General features: G+C 70.4%; 25 protein-coding genes and 1 tRNA gene. 10 read left to right on the top strand and 16 right to left on the bottom strand.

The features are described from left to right. Positions 1-1,528, bottom strand: a 1,528-nt coding sequence (locus VF522_RS19575) for a HAMP domain-containing protein (protein WP_330909990.1), incomplete at its 3' end; no start/stop codon positions are given. A gap of 526 nt (positions 1,529-2,054) precedes the next feature. Here VF522_RS19575 and VF522_RS19570 point away from each other — a divergent pair. Next, the gene (locus VF522_RS19570) at positions 2,055-2,753 is read left to right on the top strand and encodes a hypothetical protein (RefSeq protein ID WP_330909987.1); all 699 of its coding nucleotides are present in this window, start codon (positions 2,055-2,057) and stop codon (positions 2,751-2,753) included. Between the two features lie 133 nt (positions 2,754-2,886). Here the strand turns inward: VF522_RS19570 and VF522_RS19565 are convergent, their stop codons facing one another. Then, positions 2,887-4,278, bottom strand: coding sequence for an amidase (locus VF522_RS19565; RefSeq protein WP_330909986.1), 1,392 nt, complete (start codon positions 4,276-4,278; stop codon positions 2,887-2,889). Between the two features lie 41 nt (positions 4,279-4,319). On the opposite strand from VF522_RS19565, the gene VF522_RS19560 reads away from it, so the two are divergent. Continuing rightward, complete coding sequence (locus VF522_RS19560) at positions 4,320-5,330, top strand: LysR family transcriptional regulator (protein ID WP_330909985.1); 1,011 nt, start codon at positions 4,320-4,322, stop codon at positions 5,328-5,330. Here VF522_RS19560 and VF522_RS19555 read toward each other — a convergent pair. The 7 genes from VF522_RS19555 to VF522_RS19525 form a co-directional block, all read right to left on the bottom strand. Further along, positions 5,302-6,267 (bottom strand): tripartite tricarboxylate transporter substrate binding protein, encoded by a 966-nt coding sequence (locus VF522_RS19555; RefSeq protein WP_330909984.1) that lies wholly within the window; start codon positions 6,265-6,267, stop codon positions 5,302-5,304. The genes VF522_RS19560 and VF522_RS19555 overlap by 29 nt on opposite strands. 48 nt (positions 6,268-6,315) lie before the next feature. Continuing rightward, a complete protein-coding gene (locus VF522_RS19550) occupies positions 6,316-7,002 on the bottom strand; it encodes an RraA family protein (RefSeq protein WP_330909983.1) in 687 nt (228 codons plus the stop codon). A 114-nt stretch (positions 7,003-7,116) separates the two neighbouring features. Continuing rightward, positions 7,117-7,923 (bottom strand): alpha/beta hydrolase family protein, encoded by an 807-nt coding sequence (locus VF522_RS19545; protein WP_330909982.1) that lies wholly within the window; start codon positions 7,921-7,923, stop codon positions 7,117-7,119. Beyond that, positions 7,898-9,040, bottom strand: coding sequence for a DUF3182 family protein (locus VF522_RS19540; protein ID WP_330909981.1), 1,143 nt, complete (start codon positions 9,038-9,040; stop codon positions 7,898-7,900). The genes VF522_RS19545 and VF522_RS19540 overlap by 26 nt, the downstream gene beginning before the upstream one ends. Before the next feature lie 79 nt (positions 9,041-9,119). Continuing rightward, positions 9,120-10,124, bottom strand: coding sequence for a hypothetical protein (locus tag VF522_RS19535; RefSeq protein WP_330909980.1), 1,005 nt, complete (start codon positions 10,122-10,124; stop codon positions 9,120-9,122). A gap of 125 nt (positions 10,125-10,249) precedes the next feature. After that, the gene (locus VF522_RS19530) at positions 10,250-11,365 is read right to left on the bottom strand and encodes an alpha/beta hydrolase (protein WP_330909979.1); all 1,116 of its coding nucleotides are present in this window, start codon (positions 11,363-11,365) and stop codon (positions 10,250-10,252) included. A gap of 100 nt (positions 11,366-11,465) precedes the next feature. Then, positions 11,466-12,473 (bottom strand): tripartite tricarboxylate transporter substrate-binding protein, encoded by a 1,008-nt coding sequence (locus VF522_RS19525; RefSeq protein WP_330909978.1) that lies wholly within the window; start codon positions 12,471-12,473, stop codon positions 11,466-11,468. 130 nt (positions 12,474-12,603) lie between these two features. On the opposite strand from VF522_RS19525, the gene VF522_RS19520 reads away from it, so the two are divergent. From VF522_RS19520 to VF522_RS19485, 8 genes are all read left to right on the top strand, one after another. Then, on the top strand, positions 12,604-13,515 hold the full coding sequence (locus VF522_RS19520) for a CoA ester lyase (protein WP_330909977.1): 912 nt from the start codon (positions 12,604-12,606) through the stop codon (positions 13,513-13,515). Continuing rightward, on the top strand, positions 13,512-14,654 hold the full coding sequence (locus VF522_RS19515; protein ID WP_330909976.1) for a CoA transferase: 1,143 nt from the start codon (positions 13,512-13,514) through the stop codon (positions 14,652-14,654). The genes VF522_RS19520 and VF522_RS19515 overlap by 4 nt, the downstream gene beginning before the upstream one ends. Positions 14,655-14,686: 32 nt before the next feature. After that, positions 14,687-15,664, top strand: a complete 978-nt coding sequence (locus tag VF522_RS19510; protein ID WP_330909975.1) for a Bug family tripartite tricarboxylate transporter substrate binding protein — start codon at positions 14,687-14,689, stop codon at positions 15,662-15,664. A 227-nt stretch (positions 15,665-15,891) separates the two neighbouring features. Then, positions 15,892-17,598, top strand: coding sequence for a methyl-accepting chemotaxis protein (locus VF522_RS19505; protein ID WP_330909974.1), 1,707 nt, complete (start codon positions 15,892-15,894; stop codon positions 17,596-17,598). A 130-nt stretch (positions 17,599-17,728) separates the two neighbouring features. Next, positions 17,729-18,739: a Gfo/Idh/MocA family oxidoreductase gene (locus tag VF522_RS19500; RefSeq protein ID WP_330909973.1), complete on the top strand. Its 1,011-nt coding sequence runs from the start codon at positions 17,729-17,731 to the stop codon at positions 18,737-18,739. A 29-nt stretch (positions 18,740-18,768) separates the two neighbouring features. Beyond that, positions 18,769-19,722: a tripartite tricarboxylate transporter substrate binding protein gene (locus VF522_RS19495; protein ID WP_330909972.1), complete on the top strand. Its 954-nt coding sequence runs from the start codon at positions 18,769-18,771 to the stop codon at positions 19,720-19,722. Continuing rightward, positions 19,719-20,609, top strand: a complete 891-nt coding sequence (locus tag VF522_RS19490) for a polysaccharide deacetylase (protein ID WP_330909971.1) — start codon at positions 19,719-19,721, stop codon at positions 20,607-20,609. The genes VF522_RS19495 and VF522_RS19490 overlap by 4 nt, the downstream gene beginning before the upstream one ends. Positions 20,610-20,613: 4 nt before the next feature. Further along, positions 20,614-22,191, top strand: coding sequence for a gamma-glutamyltransferase (locus VF522_RS19485; RefSeq protein WP_330909970.1), 1,578 nt, complete (start codon positions 20,614-20,616; stop codon positions 22,189-22,191). An 8-nt stretch (positions 22,192-22,199) separates the two neighbouring features. Here VF522_RS19485 and VF522_RS19480 read toward each other — a convergent pair. From VF522_RS19480 to VF522_RS19450, 7 genes are all read right to left on the bottom strand, one after another. After that, a tRNA-Leu gene (locus VF522_RS19480) sits at positions 22,200-22,284 on the bottom strand. Positions 22,285-22,350: 66 nt separating this feature from the next. Beyond that, entirely contained in the window at positions 22,351-22,608 is a 258-nt protein-coding gene (locus VF522_RS19475; protein WP_330909969.1) for a hypothetical protein, read from the bottom strand. 185 nt (positions 22,609-22,793) lie between these two features. Then, on the bottom strand, positions 22,794-23,273 hold the full coding sequence (locus VF522_RS19470) for a hypothetical protein (protein ID WP_330909968.1): 480 nt from the start codon (positions 23,271-23,273) through the stop codon (positions 22,794-22,796). Positions 23,274-23,344: 71 nt separating this feature from the next. Continuing rightward, a complete protein-coding gene (locus tag VF522_RS19465; RefSeq protein ID WP_330909967.1) occupies positions 23,345-23,746 on the bottom strand; it encodes a hypothetical protein in 402 nt (133 codons plus the stop codon). An 18-nt stretch (positions 23,747-23,764) separates the two neighbouring features. Further along, positions 23,765-24,550, bottom strand: coding sequence for a thioredoxin family protein (locus tag VF522_RS19460; RefSeq protein WP_330909966.1), 786 nt, complete (start codon positions 24,548-24,550; stop codon positions 23,765-23,767). 102 nt (positions 24,551-24,652) lie between these two features. Then, positions 24,653-25,321 (bottom strand): glutaminyl-peptide cyclotransferase, encoded by a 669-nt coding sequence (locus VF522_RS19455; RefSeq protein WP_330909965.1) that lies wholly within the window; start codon positions 25,319-25,321, stop codon positions 24,653-24,655. 48 nt (positions 25,322-25,369) lie between these two features. Then, entirely contained in the window at positions 25,370-26,590 is a 1,221-nt protein-coding gene (locus VF522_RS19450) for a helix-turn-helix domain-containing protein (RefSeq protein WP_330909964.1), read from the bottom strand. Positions 26,591-26,811 lie beyond the last annotated feature (221 nt).

The raw sequence follows: 26,811 nt of genomic DNA, 5'->3' as shown, positions 1-26,811 counted from the left end.
CCACCCGCGTCACTTCGGAGGCGAAGCCGTTCAGCTGGTCCACCATCGTGTTGATGGTGTTCTTCAACTCCAGCACCTCGCCGCGCACGTCCACGGTGATCTTCTTCGACAGGTCGCCGTTGGCCACGGCCGTCGTGACTTCCGCGATGTTGCGCACCTGGCCCGTGAGGTTCGAGGCCATGAAGTTCACGTTGTCCGTGAGGTCCTTCCAGGTCCCTGCCACGCCGGGCACCTGCGCCTGGCCACCGAGCTTGCCTTCGGTACCCACTTCGCGCGCCACCCGCGTCACTTCGGAAGCGAAGCCGTTCAGCTGGTCCACCATCGTGTTGATGGTTTCCTTCAGCGCCAGGATCTCGCCCTTCACCTCCACGGTGATCTTTCGGCCGAGGTCGCCGCGCGCGATGGCGGTGGCGACGTCGGCGATGTTGCGCACCTGGCCGGTCAGGTTGTTCGCCATCGAGTTGACGTTGTCGGTCAGGTCCTTCCACGTGCCCGCCACGCCCGGCACCTGCGCCTGGCCACCGAGCTTGCCTTCGGTCCCCACTTCACGCGCGACGCGCGTCACTTCCGAGGAGAAGCCGTTCAGCTGGTCCACCATCGTGTTGATGGTTTCCTTGAGCTGCAGGATCTCGCCGCGCACGTCCACCGTGATCTTGCGCGAGAGGTCGCCCTTGGCGATGGCGGTCGCCACGTCGGCGATGTTGCGCACCTGCGCCGTGAGGTTCGACGCCATGAAGTTCACGGAGTCCGTGAGGTCCTTCCAGGTGCCGGCCACGCCGGGCACCACCGCCTGGCCGCCGAGGCGGCCGTCGGTGCCCACCTCGCGCGCCACGCGCGTCACTTCCGAGGCGAAGGAGCGCAGCTGGTCCACCATGGTGTTGGTGGCTTCCTTCAGCTGCAGGATCTCGCCGCGCACGTCCACCGTGATCTTCTTGGACAGGTCGCCGTTCGCCACCGCGATCGTCACTTCCGCGATGTTGCGCACCTGCGCCGTGAGGTTGCCCGCCATCTGGTTGACGGAATCGGTCAGGTCCTTCCACACGCCCGACACGCCCTTCACCTTGGCCTGGCCGCCCAGCTTGCCCTCGGTACCCACTTCGCGCGCCACCCGCGTCACTTCGGAGGTGAACACCGACAGCTGCTCGATCATGGTGTTGACCAGCTTGGCGGATCGCAGGAACTCGCCCTTCAGCGGACGGCCGTCCACCTGCAGGTCCATCGACACGCCCAGGTCGCCCTTGGCCACGGCGCCGATCGTGCGCGAGATGTCGTTGGTGGGCCGCACCAGGTCGTCGATCAGCGTGTTGAGCGAATCGACCTGCGTGGCCCAGCTGCCCATCGCACCGGGCGCCGAGATCCGCTGCGACAGCCGGCCTTCCTTGCCCACGGTGTTGGACAGGCGCGCCGCTTCGGCGGTGATGCGATCGGCATTCTGGATGCAGTGGTTGAACGCCTCCGCGATGCGGCCGTCCACGCCGGACCAGTCCGCCGGCAGGCGCGCATCGAAGTCGCCGCCGGCGAAGGCCATGAGCGCGGCGAGCACCTGGCGCGATCGCGCCTCGGCGGCATCCGCCTGGGAGAGGGTCCGGATCGGAGGGATCTTCACCGGGGCCTGCTTCGCCGGTGTGCGGGACGAGGCGGCGGCGCCCTTGCTGCCCGGGGCGCGCGCCGCGGCTTTGGCGCCCTTCTTCTTCGACGACGGGGAAGTGACGGCCTGGTCCATGGTGACTCCGGGTTGGCGGAAGCTTCTTCGCGCGCGGCAGGCTGACATCCTGTATTTGTCGAACGTCGAAGGCAGGATCGCGCGCCAGAAAAAAGTTCGAGTACCTGCCCGGCGTGAAACGGAAGGTTTTCCGCCGGCCGCGTAGTGTCGACGTCATTTTCCGAGCTTGCCGTAGGACTGCGCCGACATTGGTTCGTGAACGGATGGGCAGATCGCCAGCTGCGTGAATCCTTCACGGTGGCATGTGCATGACCCGCACATCGTATTCAGCGAACGTTCATGCCTCCACCCGCAGACTGCCTCCATGCCAACCCTGACGGAGAACCTTGCCATGAAGAATACTTTCCGCTTCCACGCCGCCGCCGCTCTGGCCCTGCTGCCCCTGGCTGCTGCCGTGCTTCCCGCTTCTGTCGCAGCGCAGCATCGCGACCCGGTGGCGCGCGTGGCGACCGTCGCCGCTACCCCGGCGATCGAGCGCTTCACCGTGCGTCCCGACGGCAAGCTGCTCCCGGGCCGCCAGTTGCGCTTCCAGTTGGTCGGCCTGGCCGGCGCGCGCGCCTCGCTGGACATCCCCGGCGTCGTGCGCAACGTCGCCCTGCGCGAGACGCGGCCCGGCGTCTACGAAGGCCGCTACACGATCCGCCGGCGCGACGACCTCCAGGCCTTCGACCGCGCCGTCGCGACGCTGCGCCGCGGCCCCGAGCGCTTCACCGCGCAGGTGGCGTTCGCCGAGCGCGGCGACCGCAGCGCGCCGCGCATCTCGCAGGTGACGCCCGGCAACGGGGCGCGCGTCGGCGAACGCGGCCGCACCTTCATCCAGGCGCGCCTGAGCGACGACCGCAGCGGCGTCGACCCGCGCTCGGTACGCCTGATCGTGGACGGACTCGACGTGACCGCCGACGCGCGCATCCGCGACGACGAGATCGGCTACCGCGAGCGCCTGGGCCGCGGCCTGCACCACGCCGAACTGGTGGTGCGGGATCGCGCCGGCAACGAGGCGCGCTCGGCGTGGACTTTCGCCGTCGTGTGACCCTGTGCACCACCACCGCAGGCTGGCGGTGGAGCGAAGCGCAACCCCGGCGATGCGCCGCAAGCGCTGGGGATCGGCCTTCGGCGCTCACCGCCAGCCTACGAGCACCCCAGCCCCAGCCCCAGCCCCAGCCTCAGCCCGGCCGCCGCTGGTGCCAGTCCGTGGCCTGCTGGTACGCCCACCCGATGCGCAACGCGGTCGCTTCCTGGTAGCCGCCGCACACGACCTGCAGCGACGTCGGCAGGCCGTCCGGCGCGATGCCGTTGGGCACGGCCAGCGCGCACAGGTCCAGGAAGTTGCCGAAGCGCGTGTAGTGCGCCGGGGCCTTGGCCTGGTCCACTTCCTCCAGCGGCAGCGCGGTCGTCATGGTGGTGGGCGTCAGCAGCGCGTCGATGCCCTCCATCGCCGCCGCGTACTGCCGCTTCATGTCCTCGCGCACCTGCAGCGCCTCGATGTAGGCCTGCGCGCTCAGGCCGCGGCCGGCGGCGATGCGCGGACGCACGTGCGGATCCAGCGGAGCCCGCTCGTCGTCGATCAGCTCGCGATAGAGCGCGTAGCTCTCCGCCGCCATGATGCGCAGGTTGTACGCGGCGACGTCGGCGAACAGGAAGGGCAGCCGCACGTCGACGATCTCCGCGCCCAGCCGCTCCAGGTCGGCCAGCGAGCGGTCGTAGGCCGCCAGCACGTCGGCCGAGGCGAACTGGCGCTCGCCCTGCGGCATGCGCGCCAGGCGCAGCCCGCGCACCCCGCGTTTCAGCGTCGGCATCGGATCGTCGAAGCGCACGCCGCGGGTATGCGGATCCTGCGGGTCCTCGCCCTGCAGCGCGACGTACAGGAGGGCGGCGTCTTCCGCCGAACGCGCCATCGGGCCGGGCGTGTCGAGCGTCGGGCTCAGGGGCAGCACGCCATGCGTGCTGACACGGCCGATGGTGGTCTTCAGCCCGGTGATGCCGCACCACGACGCCGGCAGCCGCACCGAGCCGCCCGTGTCGGTGCCGATGGCCCAGGGCGCGAGCGCCGCCGCCACCGCGACTCCGGAGCCGCTGCTCGAGCCGCCCGGCGTGCGCGCGCGCTGCAGGTCCCAGGGGTTCCAGGGCGTGCCGCGGACGGAGTTGGTGCCCCAGCCGCCCATCGCGAATTCGACCGTGTGGGTCTTGCCCAGGACGATCATCCCCTGCGCCAGCAGCTTGCGCGCCAGCGTGGCGGTGCGGGTGGCGCGGCGGGCTTTCCACGCCTCGCTGCCGCCGGTGACCACCTTGCCTTCCAGTTCGACCAGGTCCTTCAGCGCCACGGGGATGCCGTGCAGGGGCCCGACCGCATGGCCGGCGCGGATCGCCGCCTCGGCGGCGCGGGCGGCCAGGCGCACCTCCTCGCCGTAGACCTCCACGAAGGAATGCAGCTTCGCATCGTGCTGCGCGATGCGGGCGAGGAAGGCTTCCGTGAGTTCCACGGGGGACAGGCGGGCGGACTGGAGCAGTGGCGAAAGCTCGTGCGCGGGCAGCAGGGTGAGGTCTTGACCGGTCATTTTTTTCTCCGTGTCGGGGGGCTTGATAGGATTTGCGGATCATGCGAGTCACGCTCCGCCAGATCGAGGCCTTTTACTGGACGGCCAAGCTCGGAAGCATCCACGCCGCGGCCGATCATCTCAACTTCAGCCAGCCGGCGCTTTCCTCGCGGGTGAAGGAGCTGGAAAGCGCGATGAACATGGAACTGTTCTCGCGCAAGAACCAGCGGGTGCAGCTCACGCCCGGCGGGCGCAATGCGCTGGCCCACGCCGAACGCGTGCTGCACGCGGCGCAGGACTTCGAGCGCCTGGGCGGCGGCGTGCCGCCGCTGGAGGGCGTGCTGCGCCTGGGGTCGGACGAGTCGACCGCGATGCTGGCGCTGACCGAAGTCCTGAGCCAGCTGAAGCTGCGCCATCCCAAGCTGATCGTCGAACTGAGCATCGACCTCGGCGCGGTGCTCACCGAGAAGCTGCGCAAGCGCGAACTGGACGTCGCGCTGCACACCTACGGCGGCGCCGCCTCGCACGTGATCGACGAACTGCTCGGATGGGAGGAGTTCGAGTGGGTCGCGTCGCGCGAGCTGGACATCCCCGACGGCGACTTCACGCCCGCGGTGGCGGCCCGCTTCCCGATGGTCACCAACTCCCCGCCCTCGACGCTGAACGCGCTGGTGCGCAAGTGGCTGGAAGGCGGCGGCCAGGAATTCGAGGGCGTGAACTCGTGCAACTCGCTGCAGCTGATGCTGCAACTGGTGCGCGCCGGCCACGCGATCGCGGTGCTGCCGGTGCCGGTCGTGCGCGAACACCTGGCCAGCGGCGAGCTGCGCGTGCTGCACGCGCGGCCGCACATCCCGCCGGTGCCCTATTACGCCTGCTACCTGAAGGAAGCGCGCGGCCCCGGCATCGCGGCGATCGTGGAGATCGCCCGCTCGGTGCTGGAGAACGTGCGCTTCCTGGCCCGCATGACGGAGCCGGTGCCGCAGGAACTGGGCGCCGCCCAGGATCCGGCGGCGGCGCGCGCGGAGCCGGATCTGCCGCAAGCCCTTACTGCGGCTCGACGCCCGCGGCCTTGAGGATGCGGCCGTACTCGGCCTGGTCCTTCCTGATCGCGTCCGTCATTTTCTGCGGCGTGCCGCCGGCCGGATCGAGCGCGATGTCGGCGAACTGCTTGCCCATCTCGGCCTGCAGCCCCTTGTTCAGTTCCGCGTTGACGCGGTCGATGATCGCCTTGGGCGTGCTCGCGGGCGCCACCATTCCGATCCAGGTCACCGATTCGAAGCCGGGGATGCCGGCTTCCGCGACGGTGGGGACGTTGGGCAGCGACGGCGAGCGCCTGGCGCTGGTGATCGCGATGCCGCGCAGCTTGTTCTCCCTGATGACCGGCACCGCGGTGGGCGAGGTCTCGAACATCGCGTTGATCTGGCCGCCCAGCAGGTCGGCGAGCGCCGGCGCGCCGCCCTTGTAGGGCACGTGCAGCACCTTGGCACCCGTCGTCGTTTCGAACTGGCGCGCGGCGATGTCCTGGCCGGTTCCGATGCCGGCATTGCCGATGGTGACCTTGCCCGGCTGCGCCTTGGCCAGCGCGATCAGCTCCTTCAGGTCCTTCGCCGGCACCGAGGGATGGACCACCAGGACGTGCGGCTGGATCACCAGCTGGATCACCGGCGCGAAGTCCTTCAGCGTGTCGAAGCCGGGGCGCTTGTAGAGGAACTGGTTGGCCGCCAGCACGCCGGAGCTCGCGACGAAGAAGGTGTGGCCGTCGGCCTGCGCGCGCGCGGCGGCTTCGGCGCCGATGTTGCCGGAGGCGCCGGCGCGGTTGTCCACGATCACCGGCTGGCCCAGCGCGTCGCTCATGCGCTTGCCGACGGCGCGCGCCACCATGTCGACGCTGCCGCCCGCCGGGAACGGCACGATGATCTTGATCGGCCCGGTGGGCCAGGTCTGGGCGGAAGCGGTGCCGGCGGCGAGAAGCGCGAGGGCGAGCAGGCTGCGGCGGATGCGGTCGATCATGGTCTTGTCTCCTGATTCGGTAGGGTTCGGGGAATGGCGGCGAAGCGCTTACTGCTTCAGCTTCTGCCGGTGCTTTTCGATGGTCTCGAGGATCACCTGCGTGGTCCCCATGATGTCGGGGTACTTCTCGCCGGCGTCGAGGCGCGCCAGCGTCTTCTTCTCGTCCTTCATCATCTGCAGCGCGCGCCTGGCGGAGTATTCGATGTCGGCCGCGGGCAGGACCAGGATGCCGTTCTCGTCGGCGAGGATCGCGTCGCCCGGGTTCACCGCGACACCGCCGCAGGTGACGGGCACGCAGAACTCGCCGCCCAGGCCGAGGGTCTTCACGGTGACGGCGGAGGTGCCCTTGGACCACACCGGCACGCCGTAGGCGCGCAGCTCGCCGAGGTCGGTCACGAGACCGTCCACCACGATGCCGGCCACGCCGGCCCTGCGCGCCGCGTAGGCCACCGCGCCGCCGAGCGAGGCGATCGACATGTCGCCGCAGCGGTCGATGACGATGATGTCGCCGGGACGCGCCTGGCCCACGGCGTAGTGGACCATCGCGCCGTCCATGCCGGGCATGCGGATGGTGATCGCGGTGCCGGCCACGCGGCGGTCCTGGAACAGCGCGCGGAGTTCCGGGTTCATGAACCCGGTGTAGCGGAAGTGGCCGATCACGGCCGGCTCGGCCTGCACCAGCAGGTCCAGCAGCTGGGGGTCGACGGCGGGAGGAAGGGAATGGAGCTCGTACATCGCGGGGCGTTTGGGCAGGCTTGGCAACAAGTCGGCCAATGTGCCAGCAGCCCCGCGACGAGAAAAGCTCGTTATCTGGACGCTATTTGATCAGGATTTTGGATCACACGCGTCTCAGTCGCCGCCGCGCGGGGTGCGCTGCACGGAATCGGCCAGGGGCACTTCCGCCGGCGCGCCCGTCTTGCCCGCGCGCGCGTTCAGCACCATTTCGTTCATCCAGTTCACCAGCAGGGAGGTGTAGTTCTGCTGCCAGGACTTCTCGGACAGCGCGTGGTCCGCGCCCGAGATCACGCGGTAGGTGAGCGACTGCGCCTGCGAGCAGGCGTCGCGGTAGTTCTGGATGGTCTGGTGCGGCACCAGGTCGTCGTGTTCCGATTCGACGATCAGCGCGTCCCCCTTGAAGGCGGCGCAGGCTTCCAGCGCGCGATTGCCCTCCGGGGGCAGCTCGCGGTGGCGGTAGGCCATCAGCCGCTCGCGACCGAGCTTGTTCTTCGGGACCTCCCAGTCGGCGTCTTCGTACAGGGCGGGCACGCGCAAGCCGAGCCAGCGCACCTTGCGCAGCGAGGTCGCGATGGCCGCGAGGTAGCCGCCGTAGCTGCTGCCCACGATGGCGATCGCATTGGGATCGACCGCGGGGTGGCCCACCAGTTCGTCGTAAGCGGCGAGCAGGTCGCGCAGATTGTCCTCGCGCGTGACCGCGTCGCGCTCGGCCTTGTGGCGCACGTGGCCGCGCAGGTCGAAGGTGAGGCAGATGCAGCCGAGGCTCGCGATCTCGTGCGCGCGCGCGATGTACTGGTCCTGGCTGCCGTCCCAGCCGTGCACCAGCACCACGCCGGGCACCCCGGTGTCCGGGCCCACGAGCGTGCCCGCGATGTGCTTGCCGTCGACCGCGATGTCAATGGTGTTGGCGCGCGTCGTCATCCTGCCGAACGATCGTGTACTTGGTCACGCGGCCCATGTGGGGATCGTCGCCGCGGTAGTAGACCGTGGCGCGGGCGGGCGGCTCCGGGCTGTCGCCGAAGACCTCGTAGCAGGAGGCGCGCACCAGCCGGCGGTCCGGCTCGGCACGGAAGCATTCGAGCGCGGCGATCTCGGGACCGGTGGCGCCGCCGGCACGCCAGGATTGTTCCAGCACGGCGGAGCGCGTGGTGCCCGCCGCGTCGCGGCCGAGCAGGATGTCGTAGTTGCTGCGCGAGGCATAGAAGCCGGGGAAGCAGGCGCGCACGGCCGCGTCGTAGCGCCGCGCCTGCTCGATCGCATGGCGGATCTTCGGCGCCGGATTGCACGCCAGCAGCGCATCGAAGCCGCCGCGCGCGACCGTGAGGTCCGAGCCGCCGAACACCTGGTGGCCTTCGTTGTTGGGCGTCAGGCGCTGGAAGCCGTAATAGGTGGCGACGAGGTCGCCCACCTGCACCTGGCCGACGCTGAAGGTGGACTCCTCCTCCAGGTCGCCCTCCAGCACCAGTCCGTGCCGCTCGATCTCGTCGCGATCCATCGCGTCGAGTGCGGCGCGCAGTTCCTCTTCCCTGCGCACCACCGACTGCCCGCGGCCGCCGCTCGCGCGCACCGGCTTCAGGCGCAGCGGGCCCGCGGCCAGCAGGCGCCGGCCCGCCGCCAGCGCGTCCTCGCGAGCGAACACCGTGTAGCCGGGCAACACCGCGTCGGCGATGCTCGCGCCGAGCTTGCGCGACCAGCCCTCCACCGCGCGCGCATCCGCGTCGACGAGAGGATGGCTGATCGCCTTGGTGGCGACGAAGGCATGCGGCACCACGCCGCCGAACAGGTCGTGCAGGCCGGCGATGCCCAACGCCTGCGCCTGCCGCGCGGTGAGCGTGCTGCTCGGCACGAAATACAGGGGAGCGTCGTAGCCCAGGGCGGGATCGAAGAAGCCGCCCGCGACGTCGCCGCGCAGCCGCGCGATGCGCCGCGCGAACTCGCGCAGGGTGCAGCGCTCGTGCTCGCTCGCATGGTCGTTCGGATCGGGTATGTGCGCGACCACGATGCCGCGCGTTCCTGGGAAATGCTGGTCGATCGCCACCGTCGCCCCATGAGCCGGGATGCCCCAGTGTTTTGCGGCGACCTGCCCGGCGCTGTCGGACGGGAAGCCGAAGCCTGCCTCACTCCTTCTTGTTCGACCGCAGCAAGGCCATCAGCGTGCCCGGCACGGTGCGGCGGGCCTGGATGTCCGGCGCGGCCTCGACCTGCGGCAGCGACTCGAACTCCGGCACGGAAGGCGGCTCCTGGCTGCGCCGGCGCAGCAGGTTCTGGAAGACGGCGGCCTTGCCCGGATCGGTGGTGATGCTGCCGGCCAGGTACAGCGCCGTGAGCGCCTGCACCAGCACCTCCGGCCGCAGGCGGGTGCTCGCCCCGAGCGCGGCCAGCGTCTGCGGCGCGGCCATCAGGTCCGACAGCACCAGCAGGTCGACGTCGCCCAGCAGGCGGCGCCGGATCTTGGGCACCGCGCGGAACAGGATCGGCAGGCTGCGGTACTTGTCCGGCAGCAGTTCCAGCCGCATGCGCTTGGCGTACAGCCACATCATCTCGGCGAACCCGACGCGCTCGAAGCCGAAGGGAAAGCCCGCCACCTTCCTTCCGTGCGGGATGCACTCGGCCTCGCCGATGTCGTGCGGCCGCGCGTGCGGATGCACGGCCACCCAGTGCGCCACGTTCACCACGCCGACCAGCTGGTCGCCGCGGCGCAGCTCGTAGGTGGGATGGGACAGGCGGCCGGCCGCCTCGATCAGGCGGCCGGCGACGGCCAGCTGCACGGCGAGCGGCAACAGCTCCTTTTCCGCCTCGCGCAGGGCCGCGTCGATGCTCCTGGCATCCCGCGGGTCGAAAGCGGACGGCGCGTGCAGCTTCGGGTCGGCCAGAGGCAGCGAGAACCAGAAGGGACGCTGGATCGAGTGCAGGTCCAGCGTGGTGGCGACCGGAGGGAAATCGGTGGTGACGACGCGCACCATGCCGTTGTCGAGCACCTGCGCGCCCGCGCCGTTGATCCAGAGCGCATCGGCGTCGACGGCGGCCCAGCTTTCCCAGCGCACGGTCACCCGCGTCCTCAGCACGATGGCGAGGAAATCCTCGTCGGCAAAGCCGATGAGGCCCATGCGCAACCTGGGCACGGTCAACCGGTCCTCCCTCCACTCTGGCGCTCCTGTTGCACATGTTGCGTTCTTCACGGGGAAGAACGCAATCCCCAGCATGGATGAACGGTGTCGTTACCGGTTGTCCTGACGGCGGGGAAGCCTCAGTCGCCCACGCGCAGCACGCCGCTGCTGGCGCCCTTCACCCGGCCGTCGCGCAGCCACTCGACCGTGGCGTCGTAGAGCTGGCGGCGATGCTTCTCCCACATCGCGTTGTGCGAGGAGCAGCCCATTTGCAGCAGCACCTTGTCGCGGCCGCCCCAGTCTTCGTAGAGCTCGCGCACGCGCTGCGGCAGTACCTGCTTGTCGTGCTCGCCGGCCACCATCAGGAAGGGCGTCTGCAGGCGCGACGCCACCGCGCGGTTGAAGCCCCAGGTGGGCACCGCCGGCGCGCGCCGCACGCCCGGCCCCCAGCGGGCGCCGGCCGGGTCGGACTCGAGCATCTCGTCGAAGATGCGCGCGGCCGCGGCCGCGTCGTACTGGTCGCGGCAACCGACCTGGAGGTCCCAGTTGGCGATGAAGTCCTGCCGCGACTGCACCGTCATGCTGGCCGGCAGGCTGGGCAGTGGATTCGGCGCGGCGGTCGCGGAGTCGCGCGTGTACGCCGGCGCCAGCACCGCGATGCGCTCGACCTTCTGCGGGTGCAACGCCGTGAAGCCGACGATGCGCGGCCCTCCCTGGGACCAGCCCACCAGCGAAACGCGGTCGACGCCACGCAGGCGCCGCACGTAATCGACCACCGCGTCGAGATCGTCCCAGTCGGACGACATCGTGCTCATCGGCCGCGGATACGAAGGCTCGCAGGGCGCGGGAATCATGGCGGGGATGAAGCGGGCCTGCTGCTCCTTCGACAGGTTGCAGGGGTCGTTCAGCGCCGCGGGACGCGTCGAGCGGCCGTAGCCCGTGAGGCTCACGGAGAACACGTCGAAGCCGGCCCGCGCCACGCTGGCGAGCCAGCTGTAGTCCGGCATGCTGGAATCGAAGGACACTTCGGCGGGCGTACCCGAACCGTGCACGAAGACCACGGCCTTGCGCGGGCCGGCCGGCGCGGCCGGCGCGATCTCGCGCACGTACAACTGCACCTGCTGGCCCTGCGTGGCCGGCGCCGTGGACACGACCGGCACGCGGTGCTCGGTGGTGACGAGGCCCGGCCCGGGCGAGAGGCTGGAACAGGCGGACAACAGCGCGGCGGCAGCCGCGCAGAACAAGCGTACGCGCATGGAGTCTCCTGGTGGACCGCAGCTCGTGGCGGCTGCGTGCGCGCGATGCTAATGGGCGCGGACGCGCGCGGCAAGGCGGCGCGTCCGACGGCCGGTGGACTTACTCCACGTACACCCCCGCCGCCTTGATCGCCGGCGTCCACTTGGCGATTTCGCCCTGCACGAACTTCTTGTGCTCCGCCGGTTCGACGCGGTTGTCGTTCACCACCACCGCGCCCAGGCCTTCCTGCTTCCTGATGAAGTCGGGATCCTTCACCGCCACCTTCAGCGCCTCGTTCAGTTTCTTCAGGATGCCGGGCGGCGTGCCCTTGGGCGCATAGAGGCCGTGGAAGATGCTCACGCTGAAGCCCTGGTGGCCCATCTCCTGCAGGGTGGGCAGGTCCTTCAGTACCGGCGTGTTCACGCGCTGCGCCGTGGTGACCGCGTAGGCCTTCACCTTCTTCGCCTCGATCTGCGAGGTGGTGTTGGTGGTCTGGTCGCACATCAGGTCGATCTGGCCGGCGATCAGGTCCGTCATGGCGGGACCGGTGCCCTTGTATGCGACGGCGGTCATGTCGGTGCCCGAGGCCTGCTGGAACAGCATGCCGCACAGGTGCGAGGCGGAGCCGACGCCGGCGTTCCCGAGGTTGATCTTGCCCTTGTTCTGCTGGATCCAGGCCTGCAGCTCCTTGTAGTCGTTGGCCGCCAGCGCGGGCTTGCCGATCACGGTCATGGGCACGTCGTTGATCAGGCCCAGGTACTCGAAGTCGTTCTCCACGCTGAACGGGATGTTGCGCACCAGCGAAGGCATGGTCGCCATGCCGATGTGGTGCACCAGCAGCGTGTAGCCGTCGTTCTTGGCCTTGGCCACCTTGTTGGCGCCGATCGATCCGCCGGCCCCCGCGGCGTTGTCGACCACGATGGTCGCGTTGCCCAGGGGCTTGCGCATCGCCTCGGCGAGGTCGCGCGCGACGCGGTCGGTGGGACCGCCGGCGGCGAAGGGCACGACGATCGTGATGGCCTTGTCGCCGGGGTAGCCGGCGGCCTCGTCCTGCGGCTGCTTGCTGCAGCCGGCGGCGGCGATGAGGATGGTGAGCGGCAGTGCGAGCCGCAGCAGTTTCTTGTCCATGTTCTTTCTCCCGATGAGACGCACCGATGATAGGCAGCGCCGCGCTGGCCGTGGGGTGAGCCCGTGTAGGAGAAAGCAGCAAGGGTAATCCGCGAAGCGGCCGCGCAGCTCGGCCACGCAGAATCGGACGATGACCCGACCTTCCCCGGAACCCTGTTCCATGCTGTTCGTGCCGGCCGATACCGACCGCTTCGTCGACAAGGCCGGCCAGCGCGGCGCCGATGCCCTCATCCTCGACCTCGAAGACGCCGTGGCGCGCCCCGCCAAGGCCGCCGCCCGCGCCAATCTCGCCGCCTTCGCGTCGCGGCTGCAGCGCAGCGGCGTGCCCGTCTACGTGCGCGTCAACAACGAGCCGGAGCTGCTCGCGCCCGATCTCGAAGCCGCGGTGGCCTGCGGCGCCGACGGCCTGCTGATGCCGAAAGTGGACACGCCCGAGCAGGTGCTGCAACTCGACGCGGACCTGCGACGGCTGGAAGCGAAGCACGGCCGCGCGGCCGGCGCGATGCCGGTGCTGGCGCTGATCGAATCGCCACTCGGCCTCACGAACGTCGTGCAGATCGCGCGCTCCTCGCCGCGCCTGAGCGGCCTGCTGTTCGGCGTGGAGGACTTCGGCGCGGTGATGGGCATGGAGTCGCGGCCGGAAGGCATGACCGGTCCCGCGCAGACGATGGCGATTGCCGCGGCGGCCGCCGGCCTGCAGCCCATGGGACTGCCCGGCAGCGTCGCGGAGTTCAGCGACCTCGACGCCTATCGCGCGCTCGCGGTGCACGCGCGCCGCATCGGCCTGCGCGGCTCGATCTGCATCCATCCGGCCCAGGTGCCGGTGATCAACGAGGTGTTCGGCGGCAGCGACGAGGAAGCGGACAACGCGCGGCGCATGCTCGAAGTGTTCGATGCCTCCATCGCCGCCGGCAAGGGCGCCGTAGCCTTCCAGGGCCGCATGGTCGACGAGCCGATCGCGGCGCGGGCGCGCCGCTTCCTGCAGCGGCACGACGCGCTCAAGGCGCGCCGCCGGCAGGCCGCGGCGGAGGCCGCGCGATGACGCAGAAGAACGAGACGCGCCTGCCGCTGGCGGGCATCCGGGTGCTGGACCTGTCGCGGCTGATGGCGGGCAACATGCTCACGCTGCAGCTCGCCGACTTCGGCGCCGAGGTCATCAAGGTCGAGAGCGCGCAGGGCGACACGCTGCGCGACTGGAAGAACGACGGCAAGGCGCTGTGGTGGAAGGTCTACGGCCGCAACAAGAAGAGCATCTGCCTGGACCTCAAGAGCGAGACGGACCGCGGCAAGCTGCTGCGCCTGCTGCCCGAGGCGGACGTCGTGGTGGAGAGCTTCCGCCACGGCGGCATGGAAGCCTTCGGGCTGGGCCCCGAAGTGCTGCACGCGGCCAACCCGAAGCTCGTGATCGTGCGCATCTCCGGCTGGGGCCAGACCGGTCCCTACGCCGAGCGTCCCGGCTTCGGCACGCTGCTGGAAGCCTTCTCGGGCTTCGCCGAACGCAACGGCTTTCCCGACAAGCCGCCGGCACTGCCCAACCTCGGACTCGCCGACATGATCGCGGGCCTGTCCGGCGCGTTCGCCACGCTGGCCGCGGTGCGCGAGGTGGAAGTCAACGGCGGCCAGGGCCAGGTGGTGGACCTCTCGCTGCTCGAACCCATGATCGGCGTGCTCGGTCCCGACGCCGCGATCTTCCAGCACACCGGCAGGCGGCCGCGCCGCCTGGGCAACCGCGCCGAAAACGCCGCGCCGCGCAATGCCTACGCGTGCAAGGACGGCCAGTGGATGGTGATGTCCGGCTCGACGCAGCGCATGGCGGAGCGCGTGTTCGACGCGATCGGCCGCGGCGAACTGAAGGCCGACGCGCGCTTTCGCGACAACACCGCGCGCATCGCGAACATCGAGGAACTCGATCGCCTGATCGGCGACTTCGTGCGCGGGCGCACGCTGGAGGAGAACCTCGCGCACTTCGGCGAATTCGAGGTGACGGTCGGCCCGGTGCTCAACGTCGACCAGCTGATGCAGGACCGCCACGTGCGCGAACGCCAGGTGCTGGTGGACGTGCCCGATCCCGAGTTCGGCAGCGTGACCATGCACAACGTCACGCCGCGCCTGTCGCGCACGCCGGGGCGCATCCGCACCACCGCCCCTTCGATCGGGCAGGACCAGAAGCTGGTCGAGTGAACATTCCAACCATTCCAACAGGAGACGATCCCATGACGCGCCCCATCGGCCGCCGCACCTTCGCCGCGGCCACTGTCCTCGCACCCTTCGCCTTGCCTTCGTTCGCGCAGGGCACGCTGCCCAAGACGATCACGTTCCTCGTGCCGAACGCCGCCGGCGGCTCCAACGACGTGATGGCGCGCGCAGTCGCCATGCGGCTGTCGCAGTTCCTCGGCTCCAGCGTCGTCGTCGACAACAAGCCCGGCGCGGGCGGCAACCTCGGCTCGGCCTGGGTGGCCAAGTCCGCGCCGAAGGACGGCAGCACCTGGCTCGTGACGGTCAACAGCGCGCAGACCATCAACCCCGCGCTGTACCGCCACACCGGCTTCGACCCGATCGCCGACTTCGACGCGGTGGCCGGCATCGCCGTCGTGCAGCACGCCCTGCTCGCCACGCCCAGCCTGCCGGCCGGCAACCTCGCCGAACTCACCGCGCTGGCGAAGAAGGAGCCGGGCAAGTACACCTACGGCTCGGCCGGCAACGGCAGCTTCGCCCACCTGCTGATGGAGATGTTCAAGAAGACGCAAGGGGTGAACCTCACGCACGTGCCCTACAAGGGCGTCGCGCCCGCGCTCACCGACCTGGTCGCGGGCAACCTGCACGTGCTGGTGAGCACGATCCCGGCCTGCATCCAGTTCATCAAGGGCGGCCAGGTGAAGCCGCTGGCGGTGCCTTCCCTGCACAAGGCGCCGGCACTGCCCGCCGTGCCGCTCGCCAACGAGACGGTGCCCGGTCTCGCCGGCGACCTGTGGGTCGCGGTCTACGCGCCCAAGGGCGTGCCGAAGGAGATGATCGAGCAGATGCGCGCCGGCATCGGCAAGGTGCTGGCGCTGCCGGAGATGGACACCTTCTTCGCGGCGCAGGGCGCGTCCGCGCTGAAGGCCGGTCCCACCGAGCTGCTCGCGATGACGCGCGAGGAACTGGCCAAGTGGGGCCCGGTGGTGCGCGACTCGGGCATGAAGATCGATTGAGGCTTGCGCCTTAGCGCCTAAGTCTTCACCACGGGCAGCGCGCCTTCGCCGCGCAACGCGCGCTGCCCGCTGGTCCCGCACGCGACGCCGCCAATCCGCGGACGGTGTCCCCGGGATGTAAGGGTTTGTACCATGCTCTTCCGTGGGGGCCGCAGAGAACACGCCGCCACGTCAACCGGCGGGGCACACGCGACGCGATGCACCCGCGCCAAGCAGCAAAGAACCCGATGTCCGACATCCACTTCCAGGGCGGTGGCTTCGCGCGCCGCGTGAGCATCCGTGTCCGTCTTGCCGCCGCTTTCGGCGTGCTCATCTTCCTCATGGCCGCCATGGCCGGCATCGGCACCTGGCGCCTCGCCGAGCTCGATCGACGCACCAACGAGATGGCCACCGTCAACCTGCGCGTGGAGCGCGTGGTCGGCGAATGGCTGGCGCTGACCCGCGCCAACCTCGTGCGCCGCCTGGCCGTGACGCGCACCGACGACCCGCTGCTCGGGAAGGTGTTCGGGCCCGAGCTCGCGGCCGGCACGAACCGGATCAACGAGTTGACGAAGGAAGTGGAGACGCTGGTGCGCACGCCCGCGGCGCAGGCCCTGCTGAAGGACGCCGACCAGAAGCGCCAGGCCTTCCTGCAGGTGCGCAAGCAGGTCGCCGACCTCAAGTCCGCGGAAGACCACGACGGGGCCAACGCGATGCTGGAAAAGAAGATGGTGCCCGCCCAGAACGCCTACATCGACGCGATGCAGGCGCTGCGGGACCACTACACCGCGCTGGTGGAGCACGACGCCGTGGAAGCGGCGGCCAGCGCCCGCACCGGCCGCACCCTGCTGGTCGGCTTCTGCCTGGCCGGCGCGCTGCTGGCCCTGCTCGCCTCCTGGCTGATCGCGCGCTCCATCACGCGTCCCCTCGACCAGGCGGTGGAGGCGGCGCGCCGCGTCGCCGACGGCGACCTCACGGTGTCGCTGGCCGCCGGCGGCCGCGACGAGATGACGCAGATGCTGCGGGCGCTGGGCGACATGACGGCGCGCCTGCGCACGCTGGTCGGCGAGGTGGCGCAGGGTGCGCGCAGCGTGGCCGACACCAGCGCGCAGATCGCGCAGGGCAATGCCGATCTCTCGCAGCGCACCGAGGAGCAGGCCAGCACGCTGGAAGAGACGGCGAGCTCGATCGAGGAGCTGACCTCCACCGTCGGCCAGAACGCCGACAACGCGCGCGTGGCGAACGAACTGGCCGCCGGCGCCGCCGCCGTGGCGCGCGAAGGCGGCAGCGCGGTGGGCCAGGTGGTCACCACGATGACCGGCATCTCCGCCTCGTCGCGCAAGATCGCCGAGATCATCGGCGTGATCGACGGCATCGCCTTCCAGACCAACATCCTCGCGCTGAATGCGGCGGTGGAAGCCGCGCGCGCCGGCGAACAGGGCCGCGGCTTCGCGGTGGTCGCTTCCGAGGTGCGCAACCTTGCGCAGCGCAGCGCGCAGGCCGCCAAGGAGATCAAGGCGCTGATCGGCGACTCGGTGCGCCAGGTGGAAGCCGGCACCGCGCAGGTCGACCTCGCGGGCCGCAAGATGCAGGACATCGTGCAGTCGGTGACGCGCGTGAGCGAACTGATCGCGGAGATCGCGTCGGCGAGCCAGGAACAGAGCAGCGGCATCGGGCAGGTGAACGTGGCCATCGCGCAGATGGACCAGGTGGTGCAGCAGAACGCCTCGCTGGTCGAGGAAGCGGCTGCCGCCACCGAGTCGATGAAGGGCGAGGCGGCGGTGCTGCTGCGCCTGGTGGGCCGCTTCCACGTGGGCGAACGGGACGCCGCGCCGGTGGCCGCTGCAACGATCGCGCCCATCGCCTTCGTGAAGTCCGAGGCGTCCGGGGCCGAAACGCAGCGCCTGGGCCTGCGCGCCCCGGCGCAGCCCGCGGGGGAATGGCGGACCTATTGATGGGCCAGCGGCGGCCCGCAAGCTGACAAATTACTGAATTTGCGGTGCGCCGGCGCCCCGCAGCGCGGGTAAATGGGGGTGCCGGACGGCAGGCTCCTCGCTAGATTGGCGCGCAGCTAGGAGACCGCCGATGATCCGCGCCGCCATCGTCGGCCTGGGCACCTGGGGACAGAACCTTGTCCGCAGCGTGCAGGGCCAGAGTCCGTACATCCAGTTCACCGCCGCCGCCACCCGCACGCCCGACAAGGCGCGCGACTTCGCGGCGGCGCAGGGCGTGCGCATGCTGCCTTCCTACGAGGACTTGCTGCGCGATCCCGCGGTCGACGCGGTGGTGCTGGCCACGCCGCATTCGCTGCACACCGAGCAGATCGTGGCGGCGGCCCGCGCCGGCAAGCACGTGTTCTCCGAGAAGCCGCTGGGCCTCGACGCGCAGGATGCGGAGCGCGCGGCGCAGGCCTGCGCCGAACACGGCGTCACGCTGGGCGTGGGCTACAACTGGCGCTACCAGCCGGCGCTGCGCATGGTGCGCCAGCTGATCGACGACGGCGTCCTCGGCCGCGTGCTGCACATCGAAGGCAATTTCTGCGGGCCGAGCGCCTACCGCTTCCCGAAAGGCCACTGGCGCCACGACCGCGAGGAAGTGCCCGCCGGCGGCATGACCGGCCGCGGCGTGCACGTGGTCGATGCCATGCTGTACCTGGCCGGGCCGATCGAACAGGTCACGGCGCAGAGCGTGCGCCTGGCGCAGGACTTCGGCGTCGACGACACCACGTCGATGCTGTTCCGCTTCGCGAGCGGCGCCACCGGCTACCTGGGCACCGTGATCGCCACCGCGGAGACCTGGCGCATGCAGGTATTCGGCAGCAACGGCTGGGCCGAAGTGGGCGACGTCGAACACCTGCACACCTGGGACCTGAAGGTCTGCCGCATCGACCGCGAACACGTCACGGTCAAGCAGCGCCCCGAGGTGATCACCTTCCCCAAGACCAGCACCGAGCGCGCCGAACTGGAGCACTTCGCGCGGCAGGCCGCGTCGCGCCAGCCGCTGGTGCAGCCCGGCGGCCATGCCATCCACAACGTGGCGGTGCTCAAGGCGATCCTGGAATCCGTGGACACGCAGCAGTCCGTGCGCGTGGCCTGAACCGATCTTTCTTTCCTGGAGAACCGGCGATGAAGCGACGCATCTGGATCGCGGCGGCGGCCGCGCTGATCGGGGGCCTGGCGAGTGCCCAGGGCTTTCCCGCCAAGCCGATCAAGGTGGTGGTGCCTTCGCCCGCGGGCGGGCCGCCGGACCTGATCCTGCGCGCGATCATCCCGAAGCTGACGGCCTCGCTGGGCCAGCCCGTGGTGGTGGAGAACCGCGCCGGCGCCGGCGGACTGGTGGGCACCGCCTACGTCGCCGGCCAGCCGGCCGACGGCTACACGTGGCTGTTCACCACTGCCTCGCACGTCAACATCCCGCCGTTCAACGAGAACGCGAAGTACGACCCGGTCAAGGACTTCACCCACGTGACGCTGGCGGCGCAGAACTTCGGCCAGGCGCTGGTGGTGCACCCGGACGTGCACGCGAAGAACGTGCAGGAACTCATCGCGCTGGCGAAGAAGAGCCCCGGCAAGCTCACCTATGCCAATGCCGGCGACGGCACCGCGAGCCACATCCCGGCGGAAGTCATGAAGTCGATGACGGGCACCGACATCCTGTCCGTCCCCTACAAGGGCGTGGCCGAGGCGACCAACGACCTCATGGCCGGGCGCATCGACATGTTCTTCGTCGGCACCAACATCGCCCTGCAGCACGTGCAGAGCGGCAAGCTGCGCGCGCTCGCGCTCACCGGCAACAAGCGCTGGAAGGGCCTGCCCGAAGTGCCGACCATGGACGAACAGGGCCTCAAGGGCTTCAACAAGGTCAACTGGTTCGGCCTGTGGCTGCCCGCGCATGCGCCGGCCGACGTCGTGCAGAAGATCCATGCGGCCGTGGCCTCCGCGGTGAACGATCCCGAGGTGAAGCAGCAGTTCGACACGCTCGGCCTCGAAGGCGTGGCGATGCCGCCGCGCGAGTTCGCGAACTTCGTCGTCGAGGAGTCGCGCGCCGCGCAGGACATCGCCCGGAGGATCCGCAAATGAGCGAGGCGCTGCAGCCCTGGCAGTGGCCGGAGGAGCACTGGCGCGGCGTCGTCGACCACGTGCGGGCCGGCCGCTCGTACCAGCCGAAGTCCTGGCCCGGCGGCGCGCGCTGCGCCATCGCGCTGTCCTTCGATTCGGACCACGAGACCAACGAACTGCGCGAGGGCGGCGAGTCGATCGGCAAGCTGTCGCAGGGCCAGTACGGCAACCGCCAGGGCATCCCGCGCATCCTGGACATCCTGCGTCGGCACGACGTGCGCGCCAGCTTCTACGTGCCCGCCGTCACCGCCCTGCTCTATCCGGACGAACAGCGGCGCGTTACCGCCGAAGGCCACGAGGTGGCGCTGCACGGCTGGATCCACGAACGCAACTCCGTTCTGCCCGAGCCGGCCGAACGCGACCTGATGCTGCGCGCCGCCGACGTGCTGGAGAAGACCTCGGGCCAGCGGCCGGTGGGCATCCGCACGCCCTCGTGGGACTTCAGCCCCGCGACGCTGGCGATCGCGCGCGACATGGGCCTGCTGTACGACTCCTCGCTGATGGCCGACGTCGATTGCTACGAGCTGCTGCTGGATGGCACGCCCACCGGCGTGGTGGAACTGCCGGTGGAGTGGATCCGCGACGACGCCGTCTACTTCAACATGAACCGCTTCGCGGGTCTCCGCCCCTACACGCCGCCGTCCGACGTGTTCGACATCTTCCGGCGCGAGCTCGAAGCGGCGCATGCGGAAGGCGGCATCTTCCAGCTGACCATGCACCCGCACATCAGCGGCTACCGCTCGCGCGTGTGGATCCTGGAAGAGATCATCCGCCATGCCAAGCAACTGGGGAACGTGTGGTTCGCCACCCATGCGGACGTCGTGCGGCACGCGAAAGCGAATGGGTAGCGGGATGATGGTCAACGACAACCTCTCCAACGCGCAGGTCGTGCGCAAGACGGTGATCGCCACCGAGCATGGCGTCGTCGCCTCGCAGCACAAGCGCGCCGCGCAGGTCGGCGCCGCGGTGCTGGCCGCGGGCGGCGACGCCGTCGATGCGGCGGTCGCCACCTCGTTCGCGCTCGGCGTCGTCGAACCCTGGATGAGCGGCGTCACGGCCGGCGGCTGCATGGTGCTGTGGCGCGCCGCCGAAAAGAAGGCGCACGTCGTCAACTACGGCATGCGATCGCCGCGCGAGCTCGACCCGGCGGACTATCCGCTCACGGGCGACGGCCGCAGCTCGGACCTGTTCCCCTGGAAGGCCGTGGTGGACGACCGCAACGTGCAGGGCGCCACCGCGGTCGCCGTGCCCGGCGTGGTCTCCGGCATGGGCCTGGCGCACAAGCGCTACGGCATCAAGAGTTGGCGCGAACTGGTGAAACCGGCGGTGCAGCTCGCGCAGGAAGGCATGCTGTGCGACTGGTACTCGGGCCTCATCGCCGCGTCGAACGCCAAGGCGCTGGCGAGGGATCCGGACGCGGCGGCGATGTTCCTCGACGAAGGCACCTGGCCCATCGTCGGCGCCTGGACCGGCGGGCCGGAGCGCCGGCTGGACCAGCGCGCGCTGGCGGCGACGCTGCAGCAGATCGCCGAAGGCGGTCCGCGCGCCTTCTACGAAGGCCCCGTCGCGAAGGCGCTGGTGCGCGACGTGCGCGCCAAGGGCGGTTGCCTGGGCGTGGACGACCTGGCGTCCTACGAGGCCGAATGGGCCGAGCCGCTGGCGGTGCCGTACCGCGGTGGCTGCGTCTATGCCGCACCGGGCCTGACCGGCGGGCCCACCTTCGCGCAGGCGCTGCGCGCGCTGGAGAAGGAACTGCAGCCCGATGGCAGCGGCCCCGGCGCGAAGGCCTACCAGGCGATGGCGCGCGCGCTGGACGCCGCCTTCCGCACGCGGCTGGAGAACATGGGCGACCACGAGAGCCCGCAGGCGCCGCCCTGCACCACGCACTTCAGCGTGGTCGACCGCAGCGGCAACATGTGCGCCGTCACCCAGACGCTGCTGTCGATCTTCGGCTCGCGCGTGGTGTCGCCCTCCACCGGCCTGGTGTTGAACAACGGGATCATGTGGTTCGACCCGGAGCCGGGCAAGCCCAACTCGCTGGCGCCGAACAAGCGCGTGCTGGCCAACTACTGCCCGGTGGTGGGCGTGGGCGCGGACGGCCGCCAGTTCGCGATCGGCGCCTCCGGCGGCCGCAAGATCCTCGGCGCCGTGATGCAACTGAGCTCCTTCATGCTGGACCACGGCATGTCGCTGGAACAGGCCTTCCACCAGCCGCGCATCGACGTGAGCGGCGGCGGGCAGGTCACGGCGGACCAGATGCTGGGGCCGGAGATCCTGGCGGCGCTGGCGGAAACGATGCCGGTGGTGCCGGCGAGGAGGATGGCGTTCCCCTACCTGTTCGCGTGCCCGGCAGGCGTGATGCGCGCGGAGCGCCGGAACATGGGGTGCACGGAGATCATGTCGCCGTGGGGCGACGCCGTGAGCGGCTGAAGCGCCGCTGGTGCCCAGGAGAGGACTCGAACCTCCACGGAGTTACCCGCTAGTACCTGAAACTAGTGCGTCTACCAATTCCGCCACCTGGGCTTTCAGGAAGGCGGGATTGTAGGGGACGTTGCAACGCCAAGCTGATGCGGAGCTGAATCCGCGCGATCAGCCGTGCAGCAGCACGCCGTTGGACGGCACGCGCTTCTCCAGGTCGGCGCACTTGCCGGGCGCGGACTGCTGCGCGGCCGGCGTGCCCGGGATCCAGATACGGCACGAACCCGCCGGCGGATAGGCGCTGCGCGGGATGTCGAGCCGCTGCGGCGCGGCCGGCGGACCCGAATCGTTGCCGGGCAGCTTTTCCATCAGGGCACAGCCCGCAAGCGAAACGGTGAGCAGCAGGGCGGTGGCGGACAGGATGCGCATGTTCCGGGTCTCCTCTTTTTTTCTCCGGCATGGAGACTAGCCAGCCGGCCCGAAGCGGGTCCCCTCGTGCGATGCAAGGCTGCGCCAAAGGCACGAGCGGCGGCGCGCGTGCAGTCCGCACGTCTCGCGCAGGCGACAGGATGGGAGCCGGCGAGGCCGGCATCAAGGCCTGAAGCGAACCGCGCTCAGTCGCCCATGTGGACCCACTGGTCCTCGGGCAGGCCGATGAGGAACTCGAACATGTCCGGCAGCAGCCCGCGGCCGGCAGCCCACTCGATCTGTTCGCGCAGCCGCGCGCGCTTGGCCAGCGAGGGCGCGCGGCGGAATTCCTGCCCGGTGAGCGGCGCCGGGCCGTCCGTGCCGCCGGCATCGAACAGCACCGAGTGCAGGCGCACCCATTGCGCTTCGATGGGGCAGATGCGGTTGTAGCGGCGCGCCTCCGCCATCAGTTCGTCCACCGACAGCGTTCCGCCGCGGGTGGCGGCGTGCTGCTCCAGCGCCGCCAGCCCGGAGGGCGCGGTCTCGGAGAAGCCGTTCGAGTGCTGCGCCTGCAACTGCAGGAACATCTTCCACGTCGTCTCGGTATTGCTCTCGACCACTTCCGGCAGCGGCCCGAGGTCCACCAGGGCGGAAGGCCGGGTTCGCTGGTTCCAAAGCTCGTCCATCGTCACTCCAGGTACTGCGTGAGACCATCGAGTCTGGACCATGGTCGAGGTGGGGACGACAGGTAAACGGCTTAATCCGGGACTGCCGATGCCCTAGCCGTCGCGCGCGCCCCAGGGACATGAAGTGCGAGCCGCGCAAGGGCCGCGGCGATCGCCGTGCCGGCCAGCATCCCGGCCCCATGCGTGCCGATGGCCGCGAGCGGAAACCAGGTCGCTGCCTGCGACGCAGCGGCGGTGGCACCCGCGCGGCACACGTCGTCCAGCGCCGGTCCCGCAGCTTGCAGCGTTCCCGTCACGAACGGCCACAGCATCCAGCCGGCCTGCCCCGCGGCGAGCGGAACCAGCAGCCGCAGCCAGCCGCCCGGGTCGTGCGGCCGCGCGCCGCAGGCCACGAACATCCATCCCGCCGCGGGACTCATCCCGTGCAGGGCGCCGGCACCGGCCAGCGCCAGCCAGGCCCAGAGGCTGTCCATGTGCCTGCGCCCCGCGGTTCAGGCTTCGGAATGGCAGCACCCGGCGGCCCCCACGCTCCTGGCCGCGGCCGCGGGCTCGTAGCGATCGTGGTGGCGAACCCATTCCATCGTGTAGGCGACGTCGCGCTCGTCGCGCCCCTTGGGCGTGAGGTCCATCATCCGGTAGGCGCCCATCATCGCTTCCACGCCGCGGCCGAAGGTGGAATAGGCGTGGAAGACGTCGCCCGCTTCGTCCTTGCAGAACACGCTGACGCCGGGCGCCTCCTCGGCGGGGAACGGCGTCCAGCCGTAGTTGTAGTAGACCTCGCCCTTGGCCAGCTCCTCCGGCGTGAAGCTCACGGCGAAGTCACGGTTGAACTCGTTGGCGTTGGACGAGACCCAGCGGAACTGCCAGCCCATGCGCTGCCGGAAGCGCTGGATGTCCGCCAGCGGCGCGCGCGACACGGCCACGAAGGTGATGTCGCGATGGGCGAGATGCACGTTCATGCCGTCGGTGTGGTCCGCCATGTACGAGCAGCTCGGGCAGCCCTGCTCCCAGCCGGGCCCGAACATGAAGTGCTGCACCATGAGCTGGCTGCGGCCGTCGAACAGTTCCGCCAGCGCGCGCCTGCCTTCGTTCGTGTCGAAGACGTAGGGCTTCGCGATGCGCCGCCAGGGCAAGGCGCGGCGCGCGGCGGACACCTGGTCCTGCAGGTGCGTCAGCTCCTTCTCGCGGGCGAGCAGCTGCTTGCGCTGCGCCAGCCATTGCTCCTCGGAAACGACGGCGTGCGTGCCGCCGGCGATGCGTGCATGGGATGAAGTCATCGTGTGCTCCTCTGGCCGGACCGGCCGCTGGTGAAGAAACGATCCGTCCATGCGGCGGCCCGGCCGGGACCGGCCGCCATCGCTCGTGGACGGGAAATTGCCTTAGGTGCGCGCGGCCTTCGGGCGCTTCACGGCGCGCACCTTGCCGCTGTTGCCGCCGCCGCAGTAGAAGAGGTCGGCGCCGTCGGACTCGAGGCCGCTCACCATCACGCCGGCCGGCATCTCCAGGCGCTGCAGCACCTCGCCGCTTTGCGGGTGGATGCGGCGCAGCTCGCTCTCGTCGCCCTCCCAGGTGCCGTGCCACAGCTCGCCGTCGACCCAGGTGACGCCGGTGACGAAGCGGTTCGATTCGATCGTGCGGCGGATCGCGCCGGTGGCGGGATCGATCTGGTGGATCTGGCGGCCGCGGTAGTTGCCCACCCACAGGCTGCCTTCCGCCCAGGTGAGGCCGGAGTCGCTGCCGGCGCCCGGCGCGGGGATCGATGCCAGCACCTTGCCGCTGGCGGGATCGATCCTGTCGATGCGCGATTCGGCGATCTGGTACAGGTGCTTGCCGTCGAAGGCCGTTCCCGCATCGCAGGGAATGTCCAACGAACGCGTCACTTCGCCGCGCTGCGGGTCGATCGCGAGCAGCTGCGCGCCGGTGGCGGCCCACACGCGGGCGCCGTCGTAGCTCACGCCGGCCACCCCGCTCTCGCCGGGAAAGGGGCCGTACTCGCGCACGATCTCGGCGACGTGCGAGGCAGGCTGGGGGGTCGTTCTCGTGCTCATGGCGGCGGCTTCCTTTCGGCGTTCCATTGCGATGCGATGGAAGGAACTCTACGCACCCGGCAGCGAAGCGGGGAGTAACAAGATTGTCGTGAAATCCACCAGCGGCGGCGCCAGCCAGCGCCGCGCCCGCGCCTGGCCGATCGCGCGCACCTGGCCCGCGGCCTGCAGATCGGCCAGCGCGCGCTGCACGGTGCGCTGGCTCGCGCCGAGCGCCAGCGCGAGGGCGGAGGTCGACCACGCGGCGCCGTCGGAGAGCACGGCCAGCAGCGCGGCCTGGTCCCCGGCGAGCGGCGGCTCGAGCACGACGACGTCGGAATCCACGCGCGGTTCGAGCACGAAGCCCCTGGCCGTGGGCGCGATGCCGGCCAGGTCGCGCAGCAGCGCGCGCAGGCGGCCGATCTCCACGCGCAGGCGGGCGCGATGCGTTTCGTCGGGGCGGCGCGTGCGGAAGGCGATGGCGATCAAGGCGTCGCGGTCGGCGTCTTGCGGCCAGGCCTTGGCGAGTTCGTGCGCCAGTGCGAACAGGATCGGGCGGCGGGCCAGCGAAAGCCAGGCGCCGGCGCAGGCGAAGCCGCGCCTGCCGGCGTCCAGCACCAGCGCACCGGAGGCGAGCAGCGACTCGATTTCCTCGAGCCGCAGCGACTGCCCTTCGCCCTGGTGGAAGCGTCGCGCGGCAGGCCGGTCCAGCGATGCGCGCGCCTCGGCCACCTCCGCGAGCAACGCGGGAATGCCGGCGCGATACGCCGCCTGGTGCGCGCGCGCCAGGGCCGCCCGCGCGGGCGCGCACTGCAGGGCGCGCAGCGCGAGTTCGGCAGCGGTCATGTGCGCGACGGCGGCCAGGGCGGGCGGCAAGGCGCTGGCGTCGATCGGCTCCATGACTTCGTGGGCCTCGGCGAGGCGCCCGAGCAGGAGCAGGCGCCGCGCGGCGACCAGGCGCGCGTGCGAAGCGTTGGCGCGGTCGCCGTGCTGGTCCAGCTGCGCCGCTGCCGTGACGAGCGCGCGCGGCGAACCACCGAAGTCGCGCATGGCGAGCGCCACCTCGGCCTCGGCCAGCACGCAGCGCGCGCGCGCCAGTTCCTCGCCGGCACCGAAGGAGCGGATCGCGCGCCGCAGGAGATCGCGCGCGACCGGATGCTCCCCGAGCTGTGCCATCGCGATGCCGCGCAACGCGAGCGCGGGCGGATCGTCACGCAACGCGACGCGCTTGAGCGCACCGAGCGCGTCGCCGGTGGCGAGCGCGCGGGCGGCCGCGGCGATGAGGGAGTCCATCGCGCAAGCCTACCGCAGCAACTCGGCCGCTGCCTGCGCGCCGCGCGGCGCGTGCCCTCCCCCAAAAGAATTCTTGAAATTCAGAACGAGCGCGTCGAAACTGTTTCGACAAAATCGCAAATAAGAGTCTGAGCAAGTTGGTTGGGAACTGGTGAGCGTAGCCAGGAGCACTGCCATGTCGAAACAGACCACCGCCACGGATCCCGTCCATCCCGCCCTCG

Origin of the sequence: Ramlibacter sp., assembly GCF_036383835.1 — a bacterium.
Taxonomy (GTDB): Bacteria; Pseudomonadota; Gammaproteobacteria; order Burkholderiales; family Burkholderiaceae_C; genus Ramlibacter.
Note: the sequence above shows the minus strand (reverse complement) of the source record. Positions and strands in the feature narration are given on the sequence as shown.

What these genes read in the sequence shown, in the direction of transcription:
- VF522_RS19570 (WP_330909987.1), top strand. Translation starts at nt 2,055, where the DNA reads ATGAAGAATACTTTCCGCTTCCACGCCGCCGCCGCTCTGGCCCTGCTG.
- VF522_RS19565 (WP_330909986.1), bottom strand. Translation starts at nt 4,278, where the DNA reads ATGACCGGTCAAGACCTCACCCTGCTGCCCGCGCACGAGCTTTCGCCA.
- VF522_RS19560 (WP_330909985.1), top strand. Translation starts at nt 4,320, where the DNA reads ATGCGAGTCACGCTCCGCCAGATCGAGGCCTTTTACTGGACGGCCAAG.
- VF522_RS19555 (WP_330909984.1), bottom strand. Translation starts at nt 6,267, where the DNA reads ATGATCGACCGCATCCGCCGCAGCCTGCTCGCCCTCGCGCTTCTCGCC.
- VF522_RS19550 (WP_330909983.1), bottom strand. Translation starts at nt 7,002, where the DNA reads ATGTACGAGCTCCATTCCCTTCCTCCCGCCGTCGACCCCCAGCTGCTG.
- VF522_RS19545 (WP_330909982.1), bottom strand. Translation starts at nt 7,923, where the DNA reads ATGACGACGCGCGCCAACACCATTGACATCGCGGTCGACGGCAAGCAC.
- VF522_RS19530 (WP_330909979.1), bottom strand. Translation starts at nt 11,365, where the DNA reads ATGCGCGTACGCTTGTTCTGCGCGGCTGCCGCCGCGCTGTTGTCCGCC.
- VF522_RS19525 (WP_330909978.1), bottom strand. Translation starts at nt 12,473, where the DNA reads ATGGACAAGAAACTGCTGCGGCTCGCACTGCCGCTCACCATCCTCATC.
- VF522_RS19520 (WP_330909977.1), top strand. Translation starts at nt 12,604, where the DNA reads ATGACCCGACCTTCCCCGGAACCCTGTTCCATGCTGTTCGTGCCGGCC.
- VF522_RS19515 (WP_330909976.1), top strand. Translation starts at nt 13,512, where the DNA reads ATGACGCAGAAGAACGAGACGCGCCTGCCGCTGGCGGGCATCCGGGTG.
- VF522_RS19510 (WP_330909975.1), top strand. Translation starts at nt 14,687, where the DNA reads ATGACGCGCCCCATCGGCCGCCGCACCTTCGCCGCGGCCACTGTCCTC.
- VF522_RS19505 (WP_330909974.1), top strand. Translation starts at nt 15,892, where the DNA reads ATGTCCGACATCCACTTCCAGGGCGGTGGCTTCGCGCGCCGCGTGAGC.
- VF522_RS19500 (WP_330909973.1), top strand. Translation starts at nt 17,729, where the DNA reads ATGATCCGCGCCGCCATCGTCGGCCTGGGCACCTGGGGACAGAACCTT.
- VF522_RS19495 (WP_330909972.1), top strand. Translation starts at nt 18,769, where the DNA reads ATGAAGCGACGCATCTGGATCGCGGCGGCGGCCGCGCTGATCGGGGGC.
- VF522_RS19490 (WP_330909971.1), top strand. Translation starts at nt 19,719, where the DNA reads ATGAGCGAGGCGCTGCAGCCCTGGCAGTGGCCGGAGGAGCACTGGCGC.
- VF522_RS19485 (WP_330909970.1), top strand. Translation starts at nt 20,614, where the DNA reads ATGATGGTCAACGACAACCTCTCCAACGCGCAGGTCGTGCGCAAGACG.
- VF522_RS19475 (WP_330909969.1), bottom strand. Translation starts at nt 22,608, where the DNA reads ATGCGCATCCTGTCCGCCACCGCCCTGCTGCTCACCGTTTCGCTTGCG.
- VF522_RS19470 (WP_330909968.1), bottom strand. Translation starts at nt 23,273, where the DNA reads ATGGACGAGCTTTGGAACCAGCGAACCCGGCCTTCCGCCCTGGTGGAC.
- VF522_RS19465 (WP_330909967.1), bottom strand. Translation starts at nt 23,746, where the DNA reads ATGGACAGCCTCTGGGCCTGGCTGGCGCTGGCCGGTGCCGGCGCCCTG.
- VF522_RS19460 (WP_330909966.1), bottom strand. Translation starts at nt 24,550, where the DNA reads ATGACTTCATCCCATGCACGCATCGCCGGCGGCACGCACGCCGTCGTT.
- VF522_RS19455 (WP_330909965.1), bottom strand. Translation starts at nt 25,321, where the DNA reads ATGAGCACGAGAACGACCCCCCAGCCTGCCTCGCACGTCGCCGAGATC.
- VF522_RS19450 (WP_330909964.1), bottom strand. Translation starts at nt 26,590, where the DNA reads ATGGACTCCCTCATCGCCGCGGCCGCCCGCGCGCTCGCCACCGGCGAC.